Origin of the sequence: Amycolatopsis solani (assembly GCF_033441515.1) — a bacterium.
Lineage (GTDB): Bacteria > Actinomycetota > Actinomycetes > Mycobacteriales > Pseudonocardiaceae > Amycolatopsis > Amycolatopsis solani.
Map to the genome: position 1 here is coordinate 527,384 of NZ_JAWQJT010000003.1, position 20,813 is coordinate 548,196.

A 20,813-nucleotide genomic window follows, 5' to 3' on the forward strand; every position below is an offset into this window, starting at 1 on the left:
GTCATCCCTCCGCCGCGGCGGCCGCGCCGCCCTGCAGGAACTCGCGGACGATGTGGTTGAACTCGGGCGCGCGCTCGTACTGGACCCAGTGCCGGCAGTGCGGCAGCACCCGCAGTTCGGCGTTCGGGATGCCGTCGAGGATCTTGGCCGCCCAGGCCAGCGGCACGGTCTGGTCCTCCCGGCCCCACACGAGCAGCGTGGGGGCGGCGATGCGGCCCAGGTCGGGGGTCAGGTCGCCGAAGTTCGGCGGGATCGGCAGCTCGGGGTGCGCGCGCAGGCTCGACTCGTAGCGCTCGTCGATGAGGGCCTCGGTCGCCAGCGACTCGTCGTAGACCATCAGGCGCACGAACTCGGCCATCGCTTCGCGCGACGGCTTTTCCGCGGCCATGTAACCGAAAAGGTGTTCGAGGCCGGCGGGCCAGGGCGGCGCGTCGGCCGGCAGGACCCCGCCCGGCGCCATGAGCACGAGCCGGTCCACGCGATCCGGGTACCGCATGGCGATCCGCATGGCCACGGCGCCGCCGTAGGAGTTGCCGACCAGGTGGGCCCGCTCGATCCCGAGCGCCGTCATCGCGCGGCACACGCGCTCGGCGGCGTGGAAGATCAGCGGCTCGTCCGCCTCGGGCCGCGGGGACGCACCCCAGCCCGGCAGGTCGACCACGATGTTGCGGTGGTCGGCGAAGGCGGGCAGGTTGCCGCCGAAGTTGCTCATCCCGGTGGCGCCCGGCCCCGATCCGTGCAGCCACACGACCGGGCTGCCCGAACCGGCCTCGGTGTAGGCCAGGCGCGCGTCACCGACATCCAGAGTGCTCGTCACTGTGCCACCCTATTCGTTGTATGTAGCGCTCACTATACAACGGGCAGCGGTGTTATCAAGGCCGTCCGGACGTCGATCGGCCCGCGGTCAGCGCTTGCGCTTCGGCGCCCGCTGCTCCGCCAGGCCCCGGATCAGGGCGACGAACGGGGCGACCTGCGAGCGGTAGCTCATGCCGTCGAAGCTGTTGGTCACCGAAAGCCCGTCCGTCAAAGCCCGCCCGAGGACGGCGAGCTCCTGGACGAGGGCTTCGTTGTTCTTGCCACCGTTCGGGGCGAAGATCGGGGTGAGCGCGGCGACCCAGGAAGCGTGCGCGTAGTCGCGGATGCGGCGCACGGTCGCCCGCACCGCCTCGGCGTCCTTCTGCGGGCCGACGCTGATGGCGACGAGCAGCTGCAGGTAGTCCGGGCGGCGGTCGAGGGAATCACAGGCCGCGGAGAACCACGCTTCGAGGCGGTCGAGCGGCGCCCGTTCGTCGAAGGACGACGGGTTCGGGAACAACGCGTGCAGCTCGTCGAAAGTCCGCTCCAGCAGCGCCGCCAGGACGCCGAGCTTGTTGCCGAAGTGGTAGTAGATCGAGCTCGGCGGCAGCCCGGATTGGGCACTCAGGTCCGAAATCGCCATGCCGTCGTAGCCTTTTTCCCCGACGAGGGCGCGAGCCGCGTCGAGGATGACCTCCTGGCTGCTCAAGCCGGCGGCCGTCGGTACGGAGCTGGAATCCCTCGCCATGCGGCCATGATAGGTCCGCACCGGGGCCGCTCCCCACCGGGCGCGCCGGGCCGGGGAGTCTTCGCCGGCCCGGCCGCCCCGGCTCAGGCGACGGTCGCGTCGACGGTCACCGGGATGTTGCCGCGCGTCGCGTTCGAGTACGGGCAGATCGCGTGGGCGCCTTCGACGAGCTGGTCGGCGGTCGCCTGGTCCACACCGGACAGTTCGGCGTGCAGCGCCGCGCTGAGGGTGAAGCCGCCTTCGTCCGTCGAGTGCACCTGCACCTCCGCGACGACGGCGGAGTCGGTGACCCTCACCTTCCGCTGCGCCGCGACGGCCTTCAGCGCCGAGTGGAAGCACGACGCCCAGCCGGCCGCGAACAGCTGCTCCGGGTTGGTCGCACCGCCGGGGCCGCCCATCTCCTTGGGGATGGCCAGGGAGAGGTCGAGCAGGCCGTCGTCGGTCCGCGCCTGGCCCCCCGCGCGCCCGTCGCCGGTCGAGGTGGCGATGCCGAGGTACAGAGGCTTGGTCATGGCGGGAATCCCTTCACGATCGCGGACCAGTCCGCGATACCGAACGTTCTATCCTGTTCACTATGGACCGCCGGGTCGCGCCAAGTCAAGACCGAACGTTCTATCTTACTGTGCTATAGTGATCGTTACATACAGTCGGAAGGGGCACCCGTGACACGGCACCGCTGGTCCTTCGAGGACATCCCCGTCCAGCACGGCCGGACCGCCCTCGTCACCGGCGCCAGCACCGGGCTGGGCTTCGCGATCGCGGACGCGCTCGCCCGCCGGGGCGCCGACGTCGTCCTGGCCTGCCGCGACGCCGGCCGGGCGGCCGCGGCGGCCGACCGGATCTGGGCCGGCTCTCCCGGCGCCGTCGTCCGCACCCTGCTGGTGGACTTCGCCTCGCTCGCGTCGGTCCGCGCCGCCGCGCGCCGGCTGCACGACGAGTACGACCACCTCGATCTGCTCGTGAACAACGTCGGCGGCTTCCGCGTGCGGTACGCGGTCACCGAAGACGGCTTCGAGTCGACCATGGCCGTGAACCACCTCGGCCCCTTCGCGTTCACCGGCCTGGTGCTGGACCTGCTCACCCGCACCGCCGGGTCGCGCGTGGTGACGATGGGCAGCAATGGGCACCGCCAGGGCACCATCGACCCGGCCGACCTCGACCCCGAGCCCGGTCCCGCCTACCGGTTCATGGCGGCCTACAACCGGGCCAAGCTGGCGAACCTGCTGTTCGCCCACGAACTCGACCGCCGCCTGCGGGCCGCCGGGAGCCCGGCGATCGCGGTGGCCGGGCACCCGGGCCTCGCCCGGACCGAGGGTGGGCGCGAAATGAACTCGCTGATCAGGGCCGCGCTCAACCCCAAGGTCAACCCGCTCGCGCTCGCCCTGTCCCAGAGCGCGGCGAAGGGCGCACTCGGGCCGCTGCGCGCCGCCACCGACCCGAACGCCCGGGGCGGCGACTACTTCGGCCCGCGCGGGCGCACCGGCTACCCCGAGCTGGTCACCTCCAGCACGCTGTCCCACGACGACCGCCTGCGGCGGCGGTTGTGGGAGGCGTCCGAGCACCTCACCGACGTCACCTACCTCCCCATCCACGAAAGCGAGGCAAGCAGTTGAGGACGAGCACGAAGGTGGCCCGCGGCATCGCCGCCACGGCACTCACGGTCGCCGGCACGATGACGCTGACCGTCCCCGCGGCCACGGCCGCCGAAGTTCCCGCCGGGGCCGAACTCACGGCGAACGGCTCGCTCGGCAGGCTCGGCCCGCTGACCGACCTCGTCGTCGAACGCCTGCGCGTCGGCGACGACGTGGCGGCGGCCAAGTTCGGCACCGACTCACCGATCGACGACCCCGCCCGCGAGGAGCAGGTGCTGAACCAGGTGCGCGCCCAGGCCGCGGCCATCGGCCTGGACCCGGACGCGGCGGCGGCGTTCTTCCGCGACCAGATCACCGCCAGCAAGGTGGTGCAGCGCGGGCTGTTCGCCCGCTGGACGGCGCACCCGGACGAGGCCCCCACCACCCGCCCGGACCTGGCCCAGATCCGCACGCGGCTCGACCGGCTCACCACGGACCTGCTCGCGGGGCTGGCGTCCACTGTGGACATCCGCGCCGAGCGGATCCGGTGCACCGTGCAGCTGGCCTTGGCGACCGGTTCGGCGGTGGTCCTGGACCGGCTGGACGCGCTGCACCGCCAGGCGCTCGGCACCGCCGTGCGTTCCGTGTGCGCGGCGTGACCGACCTGCCCTGAACTCGAAGCCGCCGGCCTGAGGCGTACCCCGCTCAGGCCGGCGGCCAGTTCCGCGAATCGAGGCGCCGAGGTCCGGCAGCTCGCTTTCGACCGGCCGGGCCCGCGGCACCACCGGCCGGCACGGTCACCGCGGCCCGGCGGCTTTGATCAGGAGTTCGTGCAGGACCGCCTGCTCGGCCTCGGTCAGCGTGCCGACGGTCTCGGCCAGGACGGATTCCAGGACGGACGATCCAGCCTCGAAGGCGCGCTCGCCTTCGCCGGTCAGGCGGTGGCGGGTGGCCCGGCCGGGGCCCTCGACCCGCTTCAGCAAGCCCCGCTCGATCATGCGCTTGGCGAGGGCGCCCATCGACTGGTCGGTCTGGAAGGTCAGATCCGCCAGGGTGTGCAGCGTGGCGTCCGGCTGCTGGTGCAGGTGACGGAGAACGTCCCACTGCACCAGGGAAAGCCCGTGTTCGGCCAGCCGGCGGTTGGCTTCGCGGTGGTGACTCCACTGAAGCCGCTTCACAGCGAGCCCGATCTCCTGAAGCGACGGTGACACCAACGCAGCGTAACCCACCATCCGCGACCCTCCCACTTGCCAAACTAAGTATGTTTATATAAGGTTGTTTACATAGCCTACCCCACCAAGGAGAGATCGCATGAGCACCACAGTCCCCGCCGGGAGCCTCCGGCCCACCCGCACCCTCGACGTGCCGGCCGCCGGCGGCGTGGTCACCGTCGAAGACCGCGACCACACCCGGCCCTTCCTCCTCCTGCACGGCGGAGGTGGCCCGGCGACGGTGACCGGCTTCGCCGACCTGCTCGCCCATCGCACGCACTCCCGGGTGCTGACCCCGACCCACCCCGGCTTCGCGGGCACCCCGCGGGTACCGGGCGTGGATTCGACCCGCGCCCTCGCGGCCGCCTACGTCGGCCTGCTCGACGAGCTCGGCCTCAGCGACGTCACGGTGATCGGCAACTCGTTCGGCGGCTGGCTGGCCGCCGAGATCGCGCTCCTGGGCAGCCCCCGGGTCGGCGGCGCGGTGATCGTCGACGGCATCGGGATCGAGGTCGAAGGGCACCCCGTGACCAGCGTCGCCGGCCTCACGCCCGCCGACCTGAGCAAACTGTCCTTCCACGACCCGAGCAAGGCACCGACGCCGCCCGCGGCCGGCGGCACCGGGCCGGGCCCGGACGTCCAGGCGCTGCTCTCCTACACCGGGCCGACCATGTCCGACCCGACGCTGCTGGACCGGCTCCGCGCGCTCGACCTGCCCGTCCACGTCATCTGGGGCGAGAGCGACGGGATCGTCAGCGCCGAGTACGGCAAGGCCTACGCCGCGGCCATCCCGATGGCGAAGTTCACCGTGCTGCCCCGGTCCGGCCACCTGCCGCAGGTCGAGACCCCCGAAGAACTGCTCGGCGCCATCACCGACCTCTGATCATTCCCGGAAAGGAACACCACGACATGAGCACCTCCCTCGCGGTCACCCGGATCGCCCACGCGTGCCAGCTGATCGAACTCGGCGACCTGCGGATCCTCACCGACCCGTGGTTCACCGAGAAAGCCACGTACCACCAAGGCGAACGGGTCGCGGTGCCCGTGTCCGCACTGGGCCGGCTCGACGCGGTCGTGATCAGCCACGAGCACTACGACCACTGCGACCTCGACGCCCTCCTCGCCGGCGGACTGGACCCGGCCACCCCGCTCGTCGGGCCGGGCACCGTGACCGCCATCGCGAAGGCCAAGGGGTTCACCACCCTGCACACCGTCGAGGCGTGGGAGTCCGCCCGGGTCGGCGACCTCACGGTCACCGCCACCCCGGGCCAGCACGGCGTCCACGAGGTGACGTTCGTGCTCCAGGCAGGCGGCCGGACCCTGTTCTTCGGCGGCGACTCGCTGCGGGTGCCCGAACTCGACCAGATCCCCGATCGCCTCGGGCCGGTCGACCTGACGATCCTGCCCACCAACGGCCTCTGCATCCGGCCGGCGAACCTGGCCCAGGTGGTGATGAACGCCGAACAAGCGGCCGAGCTGACCGCCGTGCTGCGGCCGACGCTCGCGATCCCCCACCACTACGCGTTCCACAGCGGCTACCTCGGCGACCGCCTGATCACCAAGGGCGACCAGGATCCGCGTCACTACGCCGACGCCGTGGCCCGCCTCGCGCCGGACGTCGAGGTGCGCATCGCACTGCCCGGCGTCCGGGTGGTCGTCCCGTAGCCGGCCCGCGTCCCCCGGCGTCAGCACGTCCGCCGCACACTCCCTCGCACGGAAAGGAAGCACCAGTGGCCGAGGACGGGCACATCCGCGCGCTCCGGATCCTCGAGACGCTCGCCGCCCTGCACCAGCCGGCCGCGTTGAAAACGATCGCCGAGCGCGCGGGCCTGCCCTCGACCAAGGCCTACCGCGTGCTGCGGGACCTGCAGGACCACGGGTACGTCGACCACATCGGACGTCGCGGCTACCGGGTGGGCGCTCGTGCGGTCGCCCTGGCCTCGCTCGTCGGGCCACGCCCGGCCCTTCTGCGCCGGGCACGCCCGGCGCTCGTCCGGCTCGCCGCCGAGACGAGCGAGACGGCGAGCCTGCAGCTCCGCAGCGGCGCCCACCGCGTCATGGTGCTCAGCGCCGACCCTCCCGGCACCGCCGCCCACCCGATCGCGCACATCGGCGAGCGCTCGCCGCTGACCTCGGGGTGCGCGGGGACGGCGATCCTCGCGTTCCTCCCCGCCCACCAGGTCGACGACGTCCTCCTCGCCCAGCCGAGCCAGGCCGCGCGAACCGATGTGCCCGAGCAGCTCGCCGAGATCCGCCGCCGGCGCTACGCCCTCTCGCGGTCGGTCAACCACCGGGCGCTCAACGGCATCGCGGCACCGGTGCTCGACCCCGATTCGGGCCACGCCTTGGGATCGGTCGCCATCGCCGGCCACGCCTCCCGGCTGTCCGACCCGGTCCTGCACCGTCTCGCGACACCGCTGCTCGCCGCCTGCGCGGAACTCGGTGCCCACCTCGCCACGGTCCTCGGACCGAGCTCGTCGGTACGGCTCGAATCGCTCGACGTGACGATTCAGGACGTGCTCGACGTCGAATGACGGCTCGGATATTCCCGTGATCGGCCATGACGAAGGTCATTCGTCGTTATTTGCACATCCTGCACTTTGCGTTGGCTCGGGTGGTGGCCACGGCCGACGATGGTTCTCGAGCTGAACGATCACTGAGCAGAAAGACAGCCAGACAATGAAAAAGATTCTTCCCGCGGTCACCCTGGGGCTGGCCGGCATCGTGGCGACGGCGATCCTGGGCTCGCCGGTGAGTGCCGGTGCCACCGCGGCGCCGGTCCAGGTCGAGAACACGAAGCCCAAGGTCCACAACGTCGTCCTGGTGCACGGCGCGTTCGCCGACGGCTCGGGCTGGCGGGCGGTGCACGACCGCCTGGTGGCGAAGGGCTACCACGTCAGCATCGTCCAGGAACCCGAAACGAGCCTGGCCGACGACGTCGCGGCGACGCGCCGCGTCATCGCCATGCAGGACGGGCCCGTCGTGCTCGTCGGCCACAGCTACGGCGGCGAGGTCATCACCCAGGCCGGCGACGATCCCAAGGTGACGGCGCTGGTCTACGCCGCGGCGTCCGTACCCGACGCGGGCGAGACCCTCGGCGAACTCCTGCAGAAAATCCCCTCACCGACCAATGACATCAAGCCCGCCGGTGATGGCTTCCTCATGCTCGACCCGCAGAAGTTCCCCGCCGATTTCGCCGCCGATCTCCCCGCCCGGCAGGCCGATTTCATGGCCCGATCGCAGGTCTTCGTCTCCGCGAGCATCCTCGAGGAGAAGGTGACGACGGCCGCCTGGAAGACCAAGCCGAGCTACGGCATCGTCGCCGGAGCCGACATGGTTTCCCACCCGGACCTCGAGCGCTGGATGTACCAGCGCGCGCACGCGAAGATCACCGAGGTCCCCGGGTCCAGCCACGTCGTCTACATCTCGCACCCGGACAAGGTCACCGCGGTCATCGAAGAGGCCGCCGGCCGCTAGGACGTCCCCGAGAGGTGTGCGCCACCGCATTCAGCGGCGGCGCACACCTCTTCGGCGTTTCCTCAACGGCCGACCCGGGTCGCGACGCCCGACCGGCGGTCCACAAAGGAGTGGGAGAAGCGACTACCTCGGCACCCTTCCCGCGTGCTCCTCCCGCACCGGGTGCTCCCGTGCTTCCGAGGGCGCATCCAAAGACGGAACGCGTTCGGCGCGCAGCGACAGCAAGGAGGCGGCGAACAGGAGCGCGGCGATGAGGATCGAGACCGTGGTGATGGCCCGGGCCGACCCGTACGCGCCGGCGGTCGCGTAGAAGATGCCGCCGATGATCGCGACCGACAGGGCCGCGCTGATCTGCAGGGTCGCGTTGACCAGACCGCTGGCCAGCCCGGCGAACGCGCGCGGGATGTGGGTGACCGTGATGCGGATCAGCGACGGCAGGGCGAGCCCCTGCCCGAAGCCGATGAGCGCCAGCGGTGCGGCCGTCCACGCCGTGTGGTCCGAGGCGACCAGTCCGGCGAACGCGAGGAACCCGACGGTCTCCAGGAACAGGCCGAGCGCGGCGATCCGGCGTGGCATGACCCGCATGAGGTGCGGCACGGTCAGCGGACCGATCAGGAATCCGATGCCCAGCGGCAGGATGTCCAGGCTCGCCTGCAGCGGAGTGCGGCCGACGGCCTGCTCGTGTTCGGAGAAGACGAGGAAGAACGCGGCGATCGAGTAGAACAGGGCGACCGACACGAGCGCGAGCCGCACTCCGGGCGCGGTGACCGCCCGGGGCGGCACCAGGGGCACGACGCGGTCGCCGCCGAGGGCGGATTCGTAGCGCCAGAACCGGTACAGCACGCCCGCGGCGGCGACGAGCACGACGAAGGACCACCAGGGCCAGTCCAGGGCGCGCCCTTCGACCAGGGGGATGACGATCCCGGCAAGACCCGTGAAGAGCAGGAGCGCACCGATCCCATCGAGCTTCTCCGCGCTCCGGGTGTGCGGGTCGCGCAGGAACAGGCTGCCCAGCAGGGCCAAGGCCGCGACGGGCAGGTTGAGGAGGAAGATCACCCGCCAGCCCAGCCCCCAGACGTCGGCGGTGACGAGCAGGCCGCCCAAGGACTGGCCGATGACAGCGGCGAGGCCGAGGGTCGCACCGTGGAAGCCGAGGGCGACCGTCTGGTCACGGCCGTCGAGGCTCGCGCGGATGAGGGCCAGCGACTGCGGCGCCATCAGCGCGGCCGTCAGACCTTGCAGGACGCGCCCGACGAGAAGCAGCCAGGGTTCGCCGGCCGAGCCGCACAGCAGCGAGGCGAGGGCGAACCCGACGAGGCCGATGAGGAAGGTCCGCCGCCGCCCGTACAGGTCGCCGAGCCGGCCACCGAGGGTCAGCGTCACCGCGTAGGTGGCGGCGTAGCTCGCCACGATCTGCTGGCCCAGGATGTCGCCGCCGCCGAGATCGTCCTGAATGGAGGGAATGGCGAGGTTGACGATGAAGAAATCCAAGGGCGGCAGGAGCGTGCCGGCCAGCAGGGTGACCACGCCGACCCACGTCCGGGCCGGCGTTTTCGATGTCGGAGTCATTGCTTGGTCCCGCTTTCGGTTACGGCAAGCCGGTTCACGAAGTCCAGCAGCAGAGCGCAGAAGGCTTCGGGTTGTTCCAGCGGAGCGAGGTGTCCGGCATCGGCGAGGACGGCGACCTTTCCGGACCCGAGCTGGTCGCTCAGGGCGGCTGCGCCTTCGAAGAAGTCGGGCATGTCGAGTTCACCGACGCCGACCAGTGCCGGCCCGGTCAAGGTGCGCAGGGCATCCGCGTTCTGGTTCAGCGGGTCCGCCGCCACTTCCGGTTCGCCGTGGGTGAGGCGCGCGATCAGCTGGTTGCGCATCATGACGGCGGCCTGGGCGCGTACGGCGTCGGACGCCTTGGGTGACGTCCAGGCCGCCACGCCGGCGCGCACGGCGGCTTCGACGTCACCGGCTTCCAGCGCGGCTCGCTCCCGGTCCCACGCGGTCCGCAAGCGGGCGGAGGGCGGCAGGTCGTGCGGCCGGTAACCGATGGACACGAGGCCCTGCACGCGCAGCGGCGCGGTGACGGCGATTTGGAGCGCCACCAGAGCACCGAGCGAGTTCCCGGCCACGGTGAACCGGTCGGCACCGAGGTGGTCGAGGGTGTCCAGCACGTCGGCCCAGGGGGTCACCTCGGCACGCCGGGCAGCGGCGACGTCGCCATGGCCGGGCAGATCCAGGGCGATGGCGCGGACACCCGCCTCGGCGAGCAGCGGAAGGTGCGCCCGCCACATCGTGCGGTCGGCGGGCCGGGCGTGCAGCAGGACGATCGGCCGGCCTCGGCCGGCTTCGTCGAACGGGAGTATCACGATTGCTCGGCTCCTCGAATACAGGGAAACGCACACGGGCGTGCTCGTGCCCGCGGCAGGGGTCGAAGTTCTGCGGACGAGCGGCGGTTACGCGGCCGCGGTGAGTTCCGCCAGCTCCGCTTCGGTGAGGTGGAGCCGGGCCGCGGCCAGGTTCTCTTCCAGGTGAGCGACCTTCGACGTGCCGGGGATGGGCAGGACGACGTCGGATCGGTGCAGCAGCCACGAAAGCGCCACAGTGGACGGAGTGCAGCCATGCGCCGCGGCGATGTGGTCGACCGGCCCGCCGCGGCGAGCCAGCTCCCCCGCGGCCACCGGCGCCCACGGGATGAACCCGATGCCATGCCGGGTGCAGTAGTCCAAGACGTCGGCGGAGCTGCGATCCGCGACGTTGTACCGGTTCTGGACGGTGGCGATGTCGGCGATCCGCCGAGCCTGCTCGATCTGGGAGACCGTGACCTGCGACAGTCCGATCGCGACGACCTTGCCCTCGTCCTGGAGGTTTTTCAACTCCCCGACCTGGTCCTCGAGCGGAACCGCGGGGTCGACGCGGTGGAGCTGGAACAGGTCGATGGCCTCGAGGCCGAGGCGGCGCAGGCTCAGCAACGCTTGCTGGCGAAGGTATTCGGGGCGGCCGACCGGGGGCCAGGCCCGGGGTCCGAGGCGCACCAGCTCGCCGCCCCGCCGGACGACGTCCGGGCCGTTGCGCGTCAGGCCCGCCTTGGTCGCGATGAGGACGTCGTCCGGGTAGGGGTGGATCGCCTCCCGGATGATCTCCTCACTGACGTGCGGCCCGTACGAGTCCGCGGTGTCGATGAGCTGCACGCCGAGTTCGACGGCCCGCCGCACGACGCGCACGCACTCGGCGCGGTCCTCGGGCTCGCCCCACACCCCGAGCCCGGTCAGCCGCATGGCCCCGAAACCCAGGCGGGCGAACTTCTTCCCGGCGATCTCAAAGGTGCCCACGCTGTCCGCGAGGGAGACGTTCATGATCGGGTGTCACCTTTCTCGAGAGCCTCGGCGTCGTCGGCGGCCGTGGCCGCTTGCTCGGCCAGCCGTCGGAGGAGGACCAAACCGTCGTGACTGGCGCTGCCGGGTTCGGCGCTGTAGACGGACAGGTGCTGCCCGGGCGCGCTGGCGACGGCGAACGTCTCGAAGTGCAGCCGCAGCTCCCCCACCCGCGGGTGCACGAAGTGCTTCAGCTCGCTGGTCCGCGGACGCACCTCGTAGCGGGCCCACAGGTTCGCGAACGCCGGGCTGCGCAAGCTCAGTTCCCCGACGACCCGCTCGATGCGCTCGTCCGCGGGAAACTGCGAAGACGACGCCCGCAGGTTGCTCACCGCGAGCCGCGACGCGGCGTCCCAGTCAGCGTAGAACGACCTCGCGTACGGATCCAGGAAGATCATCCGCAGCAGGTTGTCGTACCGGGCGAACCCGCGGTAGAGCTCCCGCGCCAGCGCGTTCGCGCCCAGGATGTCCTGTGCCGCACCGACCAGGAAGGCGGGTACTTCCGGCATGCCGTCCATCAGCCGCACCAACTCGGGAGCGACGGTGAGCGAGGTGGCCGCCCGCGCCCCGAACAGCGGCAGCGCGAGCCGGAACAGGTGCGCCGCGGCGTCGTCGTCCAGCTGCAGCGCGCCGGCGATCGATCGCAGCACCTGATCGGACGGGTGCCGTTCCCGGCCCTGCTCCAGCCGCACGTAGTAGTCCGTGCTCACTCCCGCGAGCATTGCCACCTCGTCGCGCCGGAGCCCCGGCACCCGCCGCGGGCCGTCGTCGGGCAGACCGACGTCCTGCACCCGGACCAGCGCCCGTCGCGCTCGCAGGTAGTCACCAAGCTCGTTGTCACTGTCCACACCGTCGACACTAATGCGGACCGGCGCCCGGGGGCGTGGGTGCAGCGCACCCACGTTGGCCGAGCCGGCGCTCCGGCGTCACGGCGCTCAATCCTGCTGCTCCGTCGGCCGGACCAGGACCTCGTTCACGGCGACGTGGCGTGGCCTGGTGACGATGAAGGTGATGGTGTCCGCCACGTCCGCGGGACGCAGTCGCTCCATTGTGGAGTATCGCTCGTACATCCGCTCCCGGACGTCGGGGCGGTTCTGGAGGGGCAGCTCGGTCTCCACCGCACCGGGCTCGACGAGCGAAACGCGCACATGGCGTCGGGTGACTTCGCGGCGGAGGGCTTCACCGAACGCGGTCACGGCGTACTTGCTCGCGTTGTAGACACCGCCGCCGCCGCGGACCACCCGGCCCGCGGTGCTGCTGACCAGGACGAGATCGGCCACCCGGCGGGGACCGTCGGCCGCTGCCTCGAGCAGGTGCGGGGCGGCCGCGTGCGCGGTGTACATGAGCCCGAGCGTGTTGAGCTCGAGCATCCGGCGCCAGTCGGTCGTATCGGCGCCGGTGATCGGCCCGAGAATCATGACGCCCGCGTTGGCCACCACGGTGTCGAGGCGGCCGTAGGCCTCGACGGCACGGGCGACGGCGGAATGAGCTTGCTCCTCGTCCGTGATGTCGGCGCTCACGGCGAGAGCGTGGCCACCGGTGCTCGTGATTTTTTCGACGAGTACGTCGAGACGGTCCGCTCGACGGGCGACCACGGTCACCCGTGCGCCGAGCGCGGCCAGCGCCAGCGCGGTGCCTTCGCCGATGCCGCTGCTGGCTCCGGTCACCAGGGCCGCTGTGCCGGCGAGAGGACCGTCGGCCTGAGGTTGACTGATCATGAGCTCGACGGTACGAGCGCTTCGGCCGGTGTGGGAGGGAGTGGTACCCCCACCCGCAGGGTCCACTATGGACGGTGGGAGGCAGCCTCGTCGCGGAAGGCCGCCACCGCGCACTCGGCCGCGCTGTTCGCCGTGTCCGGGGCGACGACGACGCTGCCGTCGATCGTGATCGCCGGCTCGAGCGGGATCGCGCGGACGCGGGTCGAGCGGATCTCGGCGACCTGGTCGGCCGGCAACACCGTCCAGCTCCGCGGTTCCGAGCCGACTTCGACGATCGTCTCCTGCAGCGTGCCCGTCGGGCGGCCGGCCGCCAGGTGCCACCCGGTTTCGCTCAGCGCGAGAGCCACGGCGTCGTGCAGCGGCGGGTCGTGCTCGCGGGCGGGCAGGCGCAGCGTGCCGCCGGCCAGTTCGGTGCGGCCGACGGCACCCCGGTCCGCTGCCGGGTGCCGCCGGGACACCACCGCGTACAGGCGTTCGGTCCAGGCCGGCAGCACCTCGAGCCCGGGTGCGGAACGCACCCCGCGAGTCAGCGCCAGGTCGAGGTCACCCTGGCGGAGAGCGTTGAGCCGGGCCTCGACCGGCAGATCGGCCAGCACGACGTCGAACTCCGGCGCCCGCTCGCGGAAGGCGTCGATGCCGCGTTCCAGCCGGGCGGTCATGCCGGGGGCGGTGCCGATGCGCACGAGCGGCACGACCTGCTGGGCCGCGATCTGCACCTGACCGGCCGCGGCGAGCGTGCCGCGTGCCGCTTCGAGCACGCGTTGCCCGGCCGCGGTGAGCCGGACCCGCCGGGGCGACCGGTCGAGCAGCCGGACCCCGAGCTCCCGCTCCAGCCGGGCGATCTGCTGGCTGACGGCCGGTTGCGCGACGTGCAGCCGCTCGGCCGCCCGGCCGAAGTGCAGCTCGTCCGCGACGGCGACGAAGTAACGCAGCGCCCGCAGCTCCACAGTCCCACCCTGATTGACCTCGACGATAAGGAAAGCTTATCGCAGCACGTGCCGATTGCCGCTGGTTCGCGCCACCATCCGGTGCTGAAGTCGTGATCATGACCATCGAACTGGGACCGCTCGGCGCTTACCTGACCGCCGCCGAGGCCACCGCGGCGGACGCCGTCGCGCTGGAAGAAGCCGGCTACGACGCGATCTGGCTGGCCGCGTCACCGGCCGCGGACCTCCGCTCGGCGGAGCGGCTGCTCGACGCCACGCACCGGATCGTGGTCGGCACCAGCGTGCTCAACGTGTGGCAGTCCGAGGCGGGCACGGTCGCGGAGTCCTACCACCGGATCGTGGCGAAGCACGCCGGCCGGCTCATCGTCGGCATCGGCGCCGGCCACCGGGAAGTCGACGCCGGCTACGCGTCCCCGGTGGCCAAGATCGCGAGCTACCTGGACGCGCTGACCGCGGCCGGCGTCCCCGCCGACCGGGTGCTGCTGGCCGCACTCGGGCCGAAGATGCTCCGGCTGGCGGCCGACCGCGCGGCGGGCACCCTCACGCTGCAGGTGACGCCCGAACACACCCGCCTCGCCCGGCAGGCCCTCGGCGCGGGCAAGCTGGTGGTGCCCGGGCACGGCGTGCTGCTGGACGCCGACGCCGAACGCGCCCGCGAGACCGGCCGGGCCGCCGTCCGCCCCATGCTGGGCATCGCCAACTACGCCAACAACCTCCGGCGGATCGGCTACACCGACCAGGACCTCACCGACCCGTTCAGCGACCGCCTGGTCGACGCCCTCGTGCTGCACGGCGACGCACCGGCCATCGCGGCCGGCATCAGGGCCGAGCTGGCGGCGGGGGCGAACCACGTCGGCCTGCACGCGATCGCCGAAGACCCGATCGGCGTCCTGCGCGCGGTCGCCGAGGCGACCCGCGCGGTGGCGGCGCAGCGAGCGTAGGCCGAGAGTCAGGACGCGGAAACCGCGCGGCTCCTTGCCGGATCCGGCAGCGCCGCCCAGAAGTTCGTCAGGGCCGCGGCGACCGGTGCCGGCGTCTCCTCGGGCCACCAGTGGCCCACGCCCTCGAGGTGCGCCATCGTCGCGCCTGATTGCCGCGCGGCCCAATCGTGCTGCGCCAGCGTCCCGGACGCTCGCTCGAAGTCGTCGACGGCGATGAGGGCGAGCCCCGGGCGGTGCGCGGCGCTCGGCAGCTGCCGTCCCGCTTCGGCCATCGCCGACTGCCGTGCCGACCGCAGCAGCTTGAGGACGGCGCGGCCCATCTCGGGATCCATGCCGGCCGCGACCCGCTCCGCCAGGCGCCCGGTCATCCCGAGAGCCGACGTCACGGCGAGCCGCTGGGCCAGATCGCCGCCCCACAGCTCCCGCACCGACTCCTCCCCCGGGCCCTCCTGCTGCCACACCTGGGCCCGCGGATGCCAGTCGTAGTCGGGCGCGAACACGCCGAGTGCGTCGGAAGCCCAGCTGCGCACCAGATCCGGACGGCTCATGACCAGCGTCGCGACGTGGATCCCGCCCCAGTCGTGCCCCACCAGGTCGACCGGGGCGCGGAACAGCTCCAGCTGGGACGCCAGCCAGTCCCGATAGGCCGTCATCGACGAGTCGAAGCCGCGGGGCGCGGGGACGCCGAACCCCGGCGGGGACAGGACGACCGCGTCGGCGCGACCGAGCTCGCCGATGAGCGGTCCCCAGATCGCCGCCGATTCGGGGTTGCCGTGGACGAGGACGAGCGGAGTGTGCGACACGAGGCCACCTTTCGAGTAGTTGTGGTTCAGCCGATCGCCACCACGCAGCGGCAAGCACCGGCCGCGTGGCTGAGCTGGACTGGATCCGCCGGCGAAAACTCCCTGAGGCCCTCGCCCTCGAGATCCACCTTGACGACGCCGGGCGAAGGCGGTTCGTGCACCGTCCCGCGCCGGACCCGCCGGGTGCCCTTCGCCGGATCGAGCTCCTCGAAGACCAGCACCCGGTCGCCCGCGGCGAAATGGTTCCCGTTGCCGATCATCGTGGAACCTTCCCGGAGCCAGAGCCTGCTGTGCCGCCCACTCTACACATACTTGTTGGTTGACACGCAAGTTTGTTTGCTAGACTCCGCTGCATGACCACCACGCAACGCCGCACCCAGCAGGAACGCCGGGACCAGGCCGAAGCCGCGCTGCTGGCGGCCGCCGCCGAACTGGTCGTCGAGCAGGGGGTGCGCTCGCTGACGCTGGCGCGGGTCGGCGAACGTGCCGGCTACAGCCGCGGGATCGTCACGCACCACTTCGGCGGCAAGCAGGCACTGGTGGAGCGGCTCGCCCGGGCGACGCAGGCCGGGTTCGTGCCGGGCCTCGGCGATCTGCCGCCGGGCCCGGACCGCCTGGTGCGCCTGATCGACGGCTACCTCGGCCGGCTCGCGCGCCTCGACGTGTTCAACCGGGCCTTCCTCCTGCTGTGGGCCGAAGCCGCCACCCAGCCGGACCTGGCCCCGATCTTCCGCGAGCGAGACGACGCCTTCCGCGCCGACCTGCGCGAAGACATCGAGGCCGGCATCGCGGACGGCGCCGTCGACCCCGGCCTGAAGCCCGACGACGCCGCGATCGCCATCGTCGGACAGCTACGCGGCATCGCCCTGCAAATGCTCGTGGACCCGGGTGGCGTGGACGTCGATCAGGTGCGTCGCAGCGTCACCGGCTACTGGCGCCGGGTGCTCGCTCCGGAATGAGGCCTTTCACTCCCCGAACGGCGTGGGCGCCCCACCGGGCATGACGGCCCGGTCGTAGTACTCCCGGCACGAAACGATCTTGAGTGCCCGGTCCAGCACCAGCACGGCGGCCGAACGACCGCTGAACGGCTTGCCGGTGGCCTTCATCTTCCCGCCGCCGAGGTCGTCGCCGGAGAAGGTGCCCCGCCCGGTCACCTCCACGGTCACGAACCCGTCGCCGGCGTGGACGTCCTCGACCGACATCACGAAGTCCGGGACGGCGGCCCGCCAGAGACGGTGGTGGGCGGCGATCAGGTCGTGCCCCCGGCGCCGCACCCCGAAGGTCACGTCGAAGTATTCGCCGTCCTCGGCGTAGAGGCCGACGAAATCTTCCGGAGTCGGCGCGCTCCAGGCGTCCGCCCACTGCCGGGCGATATCGGTCGGGGTGGTGGTCGTGCTGATGGCAGGCAAAAGTGTTCTCCCTGATTCCGTGCGTTCGGGATTCGCGCCGGTCAGTGGACGGCGCCGGGCTCCTCGGTGATTTCGGGCAGGATCACGCCGTTTTCCAGCGCGTTGGCACCGGGGATTTCTTCGAGGAAAATCGCCAGGCTTTCCTTGGCGTCTCCGGTGACTTCGGACCAGGCGTCGGCGATTCCGTCAATGAGTTTCGCCCGCACTTCCCGCGAGCGGCCCGCGCGGATCAGCCCGACCATTCGCGGCGCGTCGATCGCCTCGCCGACCACGAAGAGGCTGCCGCGCGGGACTTCGACGAACGAGCAGTACACGTACGCCCCTGGTGCGCCCGTCACCTCGCAGTGCACCCTCGTCGCCGCCGCCGCGACCTCCGCCTTGTGCCGCAACGTCGCGCCGCCGGCCGGGACCGTGAACTGGTAGTAGGGCACGGGGTGACCTCCACGGGACCGCCGAGTGGGACTCGAATCGAGTCGGACTCTAACCCACCTCACTTGAGCTCGCAACCAGCTAAGACTCAAAGAAGGTCTGACGGTGGCTATCAGACTCAAAAGAAGTCCTACACTGGTGCCGTGAAGCACGACGACCTGCAGGAGCTCTACTGCTCCGTCGCCCGCACCTGGTCGGTGATCGGCGAGCGCTGGACGATGATGATCCTGCGCGAGTGCTTCCGCGGCGAACGCCGCTACGACCACTTCCGCGCCAAGCTGGGCCTAGGGAGCAACGTCCTCAACGACCGGCTCCGGGTCCTGGTGGACGAGGGCATCCTGGACCGCGTCCGGTACCAGGACCACCCTCCGCGGTACGAGTACCGGATCACCGGCAAGGGCGCCGATCTGTACCCGGTGCTCGTCGCCCTGATGTCCTGGGGGGACAAGTACAAGAACGACGTTCCGCCGGTGCGGCTGATCCACCGTGCGTGCGGCCACGAAGCCGACCCGCAATTGACCTGCGCGCACTGCGCGAAGCCGGTGTCGTGGCGGGAAATGACCGCCGAGTTCGAACCGGACGCCTGGTGACGGTCCGCGGCTGGCGGTAGTGCGGCCGTCCGGCCGCACTGGAACGCCTCAGGTCACCACGAGGTGCGGCAACGGGCGCTCGGTGGCCGCAACGCTGGTCACCTTCGCGACGACCGGGGCGAACGGCCGCGAAGTGAGGACCTTGTCGGCCACGCGGCGCAGCCCCAGCCCCCACCGGGTTCGCGGGTACGCGAACGGCACGATCCAGCGCGGAAGCGCCTGGACGTCCTCGACCAGCGGCCGCATCCACTCCTCGTAGGCGGTGAGCGCCGGCTCGAGGCTGTCGGTGGCCAGGGAGGCGGCGAGGACGTACCCGCTGACGAGCGCGAGTGACGCACCGCCGCCCCCCATCGGGGTGACGCACCAGGCCGCGTCCCCGGCCAGGCACACCCGCCCGCGATGCCAGACCGGCAGGCGGATCTGGGTGAGGTTGTCGATGTAGACGTCCTCGGCGGTGTCGAAGGCGTCCAGCACACGCGGTGCTTCCCAGCCGACGCCGGCGAAGCGGGCATGGACACGGCTCAGCGCGTCGGCGCGATCCAGGCGCGTCAGGTCTTCGGCGCGCGAGAAGGAGAGGATGGCTCGCGTGGTGCCGTGGTTGTCCGGCCGCAGGTGCACCTGGCGGCCGCCCGCGGCGGTGTACCAGCGCCAGCGGTCGTCGTCGCCGTCGACCCGCGGGATCGTGCCGAACACCATGGCGATCCCGAGGTCCCGGCGCTCGACGCGGTCACCGAAGAGCCGGTCGCGGGTCGAGGAGCGGACCCCTTCGGCGACGACCAGGAGGTCGGCGTGCAGTACTCGGCCCGACGCGGTGGTCACGGCGACCGCGGTGGCGTCTTCGGCGACCTCGGTGATCGAGTCGCCGTAGCCGATCTCGACGCCGTCGGGCAGGTGCTCGAGAATCGTCCTGGCGAAATCACCGCGCAGGACCTCGAGCTCGGCGGTCGCGCCGTCCGGCCCGCCGGAAGGCAGTTCGCCGAGCACCCGCCCGGCCGCGTCGACGAAGACCGTCCCGGTTTCGGTCGTGTTCTGCGCCTTGACCGCGTCGGTCAGGCCCATGCGTGCCAGGACTTCGCGGCCGACTCCCCGGACGTCCACGTTCTGCCCGCCGTCGCGGAACGCCGCGGCCCGTTCCAGCACGGTGACCTCCCACCCGGTCCGCCGCAGCCAGAAGGCAGCCGAAAGACCGGCGATGCTCGCCCCGGAGATCACCGCGTGTCGTGTAGTCATCCCACTCCCGTCCAAGATAGCTTCACCATGAAGCTACTTCATGATGAAGGGATCTGCATGGCCACGCCGGATCCGCTGACTACCGACTGGACACCGGCCCAGATCGAGGTGATGCACTCGCTGCGGGACTGGGCGGTCGGCTTCGCCGAGCTCAACCAGCACCTCGCGGCCTGGATGGGACTGCCGGGATCCGACGCCAACGCCCTGGGCCAGATCACCTGGGCCGCCGAAACCGGCGCCCCGCTGTCCCCGGTCCAGCTGTCCCGGCGCATCGGCCTGTCGACCGGCGCGACAACGGCGCTGGTGAACCGGCTCGAGTCGGCCGGGCACCTCCGGCGCAGCCGCGAAAGCACCGATCGCCGCCGGGTCACCTTGCGCCCCACCCCCGCCGCGCGTGAGCGTGCCCGCGAGTTCCTCGCCCTAGCGGGCGTCGAGGTCGCGGCCACGCTGCAGGCCGCGGACCCCGCCGAGCTCCGGATCGTCACCGCGTTCCTGGCCCGGATGACGACGGCTTCGGCTCAAGCGAGCCGTCGCCTGGGTGGCTCGCCAGGGCAGCGCCGGACGACGCGGTCCGCAGCGTCGTCGTCCTGACCATCACCTCCCGCCCGGCTTCCGCCCGAGTTCGGTGCGGCCCAGCCCGGGAAACCCGGCGAGGACGACGAGAGCGGCGGGTCCCGCTGAGACTGATCCCGGCCGCGACCGCCGCGCCGGGTCCGGTGACCGGACCACCCGCGTTGGCGTCGTCCCGCACCTTCCGCATGCTCGGCCGATGAGCTCCCGCCGGCACACCGAAGAAGCCACCCACGACGGGCCCGTCCTCGTCACCGGCGGCACCAGCGGAATCGGCCTCGCCATCGCGGAGGCCGTCGCCCGCACCGGACGCCCCGTGGTGGTCACCGGACGCTCCGAAGCCCGCTGCCACACGGCGGACCAGCAGCTCCACACCATCGCCGGCGAGCGCCGGCTGGCGCTGGTCGCGGACACCACCGACCCCGACGCGCTGGCCGCGGCCGTGAGCCGGGCGGCCGAACGCTGGGGCCCCGTCACCGGCCTGGTCACCGCCGCCGGCCGGCTGGCGCGCGGCTCGGTGCTCGACCTCACGCCCGGTGACTTCCGCGCCGCCCTCGACACCACGTCATCGGCACGTGGCTGGCGATGCGCGCCGTCCTGCCCGGCATGCTCGAGGCGGGGCACGGCCGCATCGTCACGATCGGCTCCGTGCTCGGCTCGACCGGCGCCCCCGAACGGTCCGGTTACGCCGCCACCAAGGGCGCGGTCGCCGCGCTCACCCGGTCGGCGGCGCTGGAGGTCGCCGGGAGCGGCGTCACCGTGAACTGCGTCGCGCCCGGCCCCGTTCGCACCCCGATGAACGAAAACGACACCGCTGCCGACGCCGCCTTCACCGCCAAGGTGCCGCTCGGCCGCTGGGGCAGGCCCGAGGACATCGCGCACGCGGTGCTCCCGCTGCTCGCCGCCGGCTCGTCCTTCACCACCGGCGCGGTGCTGCACGCCGACGGCGGCTACACCGCGCAGTGAAGCACGCATCGGCACGCCCACGGTTATGGGGCAAGGGCCCGGG

At 71.8% G+C, this 20,813-nt stretch carries 25 protein-coding genes and 1 pseudogene; 11 read left to right on the forward strand and 15 right to left on the reverse strand.

The genetic code is table 11. From position 1 onward, the window contains the following. Nucleotide 1: 1 nt before the first annotated feature. The 3 genes from SD460_RS34975 to SD460_RS34985 all read right to left on the reverse strand — a co-directional run bounded on the left by SD460_RS34975 (nt 2) and on the right by SD460_RS34985 (nt 2,055). A complete protein-coding gene (locus SD460_RS34975) occupies nt 2-817 on the reverse strand; it encodes an alpha/beta fold hydrolase (protein WP_318307321.1) in 816 nt (271 codons plus the stop codon). 87 nt (nt 818-904) lie between these two features. Further along, entirely contained in the window at nt 905-1,543 is a 639-nt protein-coding gene (locus tag SD460_RS34980) for a TetR/AcrR family transcriptional regulator (protein WP_290062124.1), read from the reverse strand. A gap of 83 nt (nt 1,544-1,626) precedes the next feature. Next, entirely contained in the window at nt 1,627-2,055 is a 429-nt protein-coding gene (locus SD460_RS34985; RefSeq protein WP_290062122.1) for an organic hydroperoxide resistance protein, read from the reverse strand. A gap of 150 nt (nt 2,056-2,205) precedes the next feature. On the opposite strand from SD460_RS34985, the gene SD460_RS34990 reads away from it, so the two are divergent. Together SD460_RS34990 and SD460_RS34995 are read left to right on the forward strand one after the other, a co-directional pair. Beyond that, nucleotides 2,206-3,156, forward strand: a complete 951-nt coding sequence (locus SD460_RS34990) for an oxidoreductase (protein ID WP_318307322.1) — start codon at nt 2,206-2,208, stop codon at nt 3,154-3,156. Continuing rightward, complete coding sequence (locus tag SD460_RS34995) at nt 3,153-3,773, forward strand: chorismate mutase (protein WP_318307323.1); 621 nt, start codon at nt 3,153-3,155, stop codon at nt 3,771-3,773. The genes SD460_RS34990 and SD460_RS34995 overlap by 4 nt, the downstream gene beginning before the upstream one ends. A gap of 138 nt (nt 3,774-3,911) precedes the next feature. Here the strand turns inward: SD460_RS34995 and SD460_RS35000 are convergent, their stop codons facing one another. Next, complete coding sequence (locus tag SD460_RS35000) at nt 3,912-4,346, reverse strand: MarR family winged helix-turn-helix transcriptional regulator (RefSeq protein WP_438860618.1); 435 nt, start codon at nt 4,344-4,346, stop codon at nt 3,912-3,914. Between the two features lie 79 nt (nt 4,347-4,425). On the opposite strand from SD460_RS35000, the gene SD460_RS35005 reads away from it, so the two are divergent. From SD460_RS35005 to SD460_RS35020, 4 genes are all read left to right on the forward strand, one after another. After that, nucleotides 4,426-5,208, forward strand: coding sequence for an alpha/beta fold hydrolase (locus tag SD460_RS35005; RefSeq protein WP_318307324.1), 783 nt, complete (start codon nt 4,426-4,428; stop codon nt 5,206-5,208). A 26-nt stretch (nt 5,209-5,234) separates the two neighbouring features. Continuing rightward, nucleotides 5,235-5,990: an MBL fold metallo-hydrolase gene (locus SD460_RS35010; protein ID WP_290056617.1), complete on the forward strand. Its 756-nt coding sequence runs from the start codon at nt 5,235-5,237 to the stop codon at nt 5,988-5,990. Between the two features lie 65 nt (nt 5,991-6,055). Next, nucleotides 6,056-6,859 carry an IclR family transcriptional regulator gene (locus SD460_RS35015; RefSeq protein WP_290056618.1) on the forward strand — a complete coding sequence of 268 codons (804 nt, stop codon included), beginning with the start codon at nt 6,056-6,058 and terminating at the stop codon, nt 6,857-6,859. A 145-nt stretch (nt 6,860-7,004) separates the two neighbouring features. Next, entirely contained in the window at nt 7,005-7,802 is a 798-nt protein-coding gene (locus tag SD460_RS35020) for an alpha/beta fold hydrolase (protein ID WP_290056619.1), read from the forward strand. 123 nt (nt 7,803-7,925) lie between these two features. Here SD460_RS35020 and SD460_RS35025 read toward each other — a convergent pair whose 3' ends face one another. From SD460_RS35025 to SD460_RS35050, 6 genes are all read right to left on the reverse strand, one after another. Then, entirely contained in the window at nt 7,926-9,371 is a 1,446-nt protein-coding gene (locus SD460_RS35025) for an MFS transporter (protein ID WP_290056620.1), read from the reverse strand. Further along, complete coding sequence (locus SD460_RS35030; RefSeq protein ID WP_290056621.1) at nt 9,368-10,162, reverse strand: alpha/beta fold hydrolase; 795 nt, start codon at nt 10,160-10,162, stop codon at nt 9,368-9,370. Before SD460_RS35030 ends, SD460_RS35025 begins: the two co-directional genes overlap by 4 nt. Before the next feature lie 87 nt (nt 10,163-10,249). Then, nucleotides 10,250-11,149, reverse strand: coding sequence for an aldo/keto reductase (locus SD460_RS35035; RefSeq protein ID WP_318307325.1), 900 nt, complete (start codon nt 11,147-11,149; stop codon nt 10,250-10,252). Further along, nucleotides 11,146-12,015 (reverse strand): helix-turn-helix domain-containing protein, encoded by an 870-nt coding sequence (locus SD460_RS35040; RefSeq protein WP_290061307.1) that lies wholly within the window; start codon nt 12,013-12,015, stop codon nt 11,146-11,148. The genes SD460_RS35035 and SD460_RS35040 overlap by 4 nt, the downstream gene beginning before the upstream one ends. An 87-nt stretch (nt 12,016-12,102) precedes the next feature. Further along, on the reverse strand, nt 12,103-12,885 hold the full coding sequence (locus SD460_RS35045; RefSeq protein WP_290061309.1) for an SDR family NAD(P)-dependent oxidoreductase: 783 nt from the start codon (nt 12,883-12,885) through the stop codon (nt 12,103-12,105). Nucleotides 12,886-12,950: 65 nt separating this feature from the next. Then, nucleotides 12,951-13,832, reverse strand: a complete 882-nt coding sequence (locus SD460_RS35050) for a LysR family transcriptional regulator (RefSeq protein WP_290061311.1) — start codon at nt 13,830-13,832, stop codon at nt 12,951-12,953. Between the two features lie 98 nt (nt 13,833-13,930). On the opposite strand from SD460_RS35050, the gene SD460_RS35055 reads away from it, so the two are divergent. Continuing rightward, nucleotides 13,931-14,773, forward strand: a complete 843-nt coding sequence (locus SD460_RS35055; protein ID WP_290061313.1) for a TIGR03620 family F420-dependent LLM class oxidoreductase — start codon at nt 13,931-13,933, stop codon at nt 14,771-14,773. Nucleotides 14,774-14,781: 8 nt separating this feature from the next. On the opposite strand, the gene SD460_RS35060 is transcribed toward SD460_RS35055, so the two are convergent. Together SD460_RS35060 and SD460_RS35065 are read right to left on the reverse strand one after the other, a co-directional pair. Beyond that, a complete protein-coding gene (locus SD460_RS35060; protein WP_290061314.1) occupies nt 14,782-15,576 on the reverse strand; it encodes an alpha/beta fold hydrolase in 795 nt (264 codons plus the stop codon). 26 nt (nt 15,577-15,602) lie between these two features. Next, the gene (locus tag SD460_RS35065; RefSeq protein WP_290061315.1) at nt 15,603-15,836 is read right to left on the reverse strand and encodes a hypothetical protein; all 234 of its coding nucleotides are present in this window, start codon (nt 15,834-15,836) and stop codon (nt 15,603-15,605) included. A 93-nt stretch (nt 15,837-15,929) separates the two neighbouring features. Here SD460_RS35065 and SD460_RS35070 point away from each other — a divergent pair, with 93 nt between their 5' ends. Further along, the gene (locus SD460_RS35070; protein WP_290061316.1) at nt 15,930-16,535 is read left to right on the forward strand and encodes a TetR/AcrR family transcriptional regulator; all 606 of its coding nucleotides are present in this window, start codon (nt 15,930-15,932) and stop codon (nt 16,533-16,535) included. Between the two features lie 6 nt (nt 16,536-16,541). Here SD460_RS35070 and SD460_RS35075 read toward each other — a convergent pair whose 3' ends face one another. Then, complete coding sequence (locus SD460_RS35075) at nt 16,542-16,985, reverse strand: nuclear transport factor 2 family protein (protein WP_290061318.1); 444 nt, start codon at nt 16,983-16,985, stop codon at nt 16,542-16,544. Nucleotides 16,986-17,026: 41 nt separating this feature from the next. Continuing rightward, a complete protein-coding gene (locus SD460_RS35080; RefSeq protein ID WP_290061319.1) occupies nt 17,027-17,416 on the reverse strand; it encodes a tautomerase family protein in 390 nt (129 codons plus the stop codon). A gap of 141 nt (nt 17,417-17,557) precedes the next feature. On the opposite strand from SD460_RS35080, the gene SD460_RS35085 reads away from it, so the two are divergent. After that, complete coding sequence (locus SD460_RS35085; RefSeq protein WP_290061320.1) at nt 17,558-18,004, forward strand: winged helix-turn-helix transcriptional regulator; 447 nt, start codon at nt 17,558-17,560, stop codon at nt 18,002-18,004. 48 nt (nt 18,005-18,052) lie between these two features. On the opposite strand, the gene SD460_RS35090 is transcribed toward SD460_RS35085, so the two are convergent. Beyond that, nucleotides 18,053-19,234 (reverse strand): FAD-dependent monooxygenase, encoded by a 1,182-nt coding sequence (locus tag SD460_RS35090; RefSeq protein WP_318307326.1) that lies wholly within the window; start codon nt 19,232-19,234, stop codon nt 18,053-18,055. Nucleotides 19,235-19,291: 57 nt separating this feature from the next. Between SD460_RS35090 and SD460_RS35095 the strand changes: the two genes are divergently transcribed. Together SD460_RS35095 and SD460_RS35100 are read left to right on the forward strand one after the other, a co-directional pair. Beyond that, entirely contained in the window at nt 19,292-19,825 is a 534-nt protein-coding gene (locus tag SD460_RS35095) for a MarR family winged helix-turn-helix transcriptional regulator (protein ID WP_290061327.1), read from the forward strand. Nucleotides 19,826-20,003: 178 nt separating this feature from the next. After that, nucleotides 20,004-20,770: pseudogene (locus SD460_RS35100) on the forward strand (SDR family NAD(P)-dependent oxidoreductase). Nucleotides 20,771-20,813: the final 43 nt, after the last annotated feature.

Excerpts from the sequence above, each read along its gene's own strand:
- SD460_RS35035 (WP_318307325.1), bottom strand. The coding sequence starts at position 11,149 with ATGAACGTCTCCCTCGCGGACAGCGTGGGCACCTTTGAGATCGCCGGG.
- SD460_RS35025 (WP_290056620.1), bottom strand. The coding sequence starts at position 9,371 with ATGACTCCGACATCGAAAACGCCGGCCCGGACGTGGGTCGGCGTGGTC.
- SD460_RS35065 (WP_290061315.1), bottom strand. The coding sequence starts at position 15,836 with ATGATCGGCAACGGGAACCATTTCGCCGCGGGCGACCGGGTGCTGGTC.
- SD460_RS35045 (WP_290061309.1), bottom strand. The coding sequence starts at position 12,885 with ATGATCAGTCAACCTCAGGCCGACGGTCCTCTCGCCGGCACAGCGGCC.
- SD460_RS35000 (WP_438860618.1), bottom strand. The coding sequence starts at position 4,346 with ATGGTGGGTTACGCTGCGTTGGTGTCACCGTCGCTTCAGGAGATCGGG.
- SD460_RS35020 (WP_290056619.1), top strand. The coding sequence starts at position 7,005 with ATGAAAAAGATTCTTCCCGCGGTCACCCTGGGGCTGGCCGGCATCGTG.
- SD460_RS35090 (WP_318307326.1), bottom strand. The coding sequence starts at position 19,234 with ATGACTACACGACACGCGGTGATCTCCGGGGCGAGCATCGCCGGTCTT.
- SD460_RS34980 (WP_290062124.1), bottom strand. The coding sequence starts at position 1,543 with ATGGCGAGGGATTCCAGCTCCGTACCGACGGCCGCCGGCTTGAGCAGC.
- SD460_RS35095 (WP_290061327.1), top strand. The coding sequence starts at position 19,292 with ATGGCCACGCCGGATCCGCTGACTACCGACTGGACACCGGCCCAGATC.
- SD460_RS34985 (WP_290062122.1), bottom strand. The coding sequence starts at position 2,055 with ATGACCAAGCCTCTGTACCTCGGCATCGCCACCTCGACCGGCGACGGG.
- SD460_RS35055 (WP_290061313.1), top strand. The coding sequence starts at position 13,931 with ATGACCATCGAACTGGGACCGCTCGGCGCTTACCTGACCGCCGCCGAG.
- SD460_RS35010 (WP_290056617.1), top strand. The coding sequence starts at position 5,235 with ATGAGCACCTCCCTCGCGGTCACCCGGATCGCCCACGCGTGCCAGCTG.
- SD460_RS35070 (WP_290061316.1), top strand. The coding sequence starts at position 15,930 with ATGACCACCACGCAACGCCGCACCCAGCAGGAACGCCGGGACCAGGCC.
- SD460_RS35005 (WP_318307324.1), top strand. The coding sequence starts at position 4,426 with ATGAGCACCACAGTCCCCGCCGGGAGCCTCCGGCCCACCCGCACCCTC.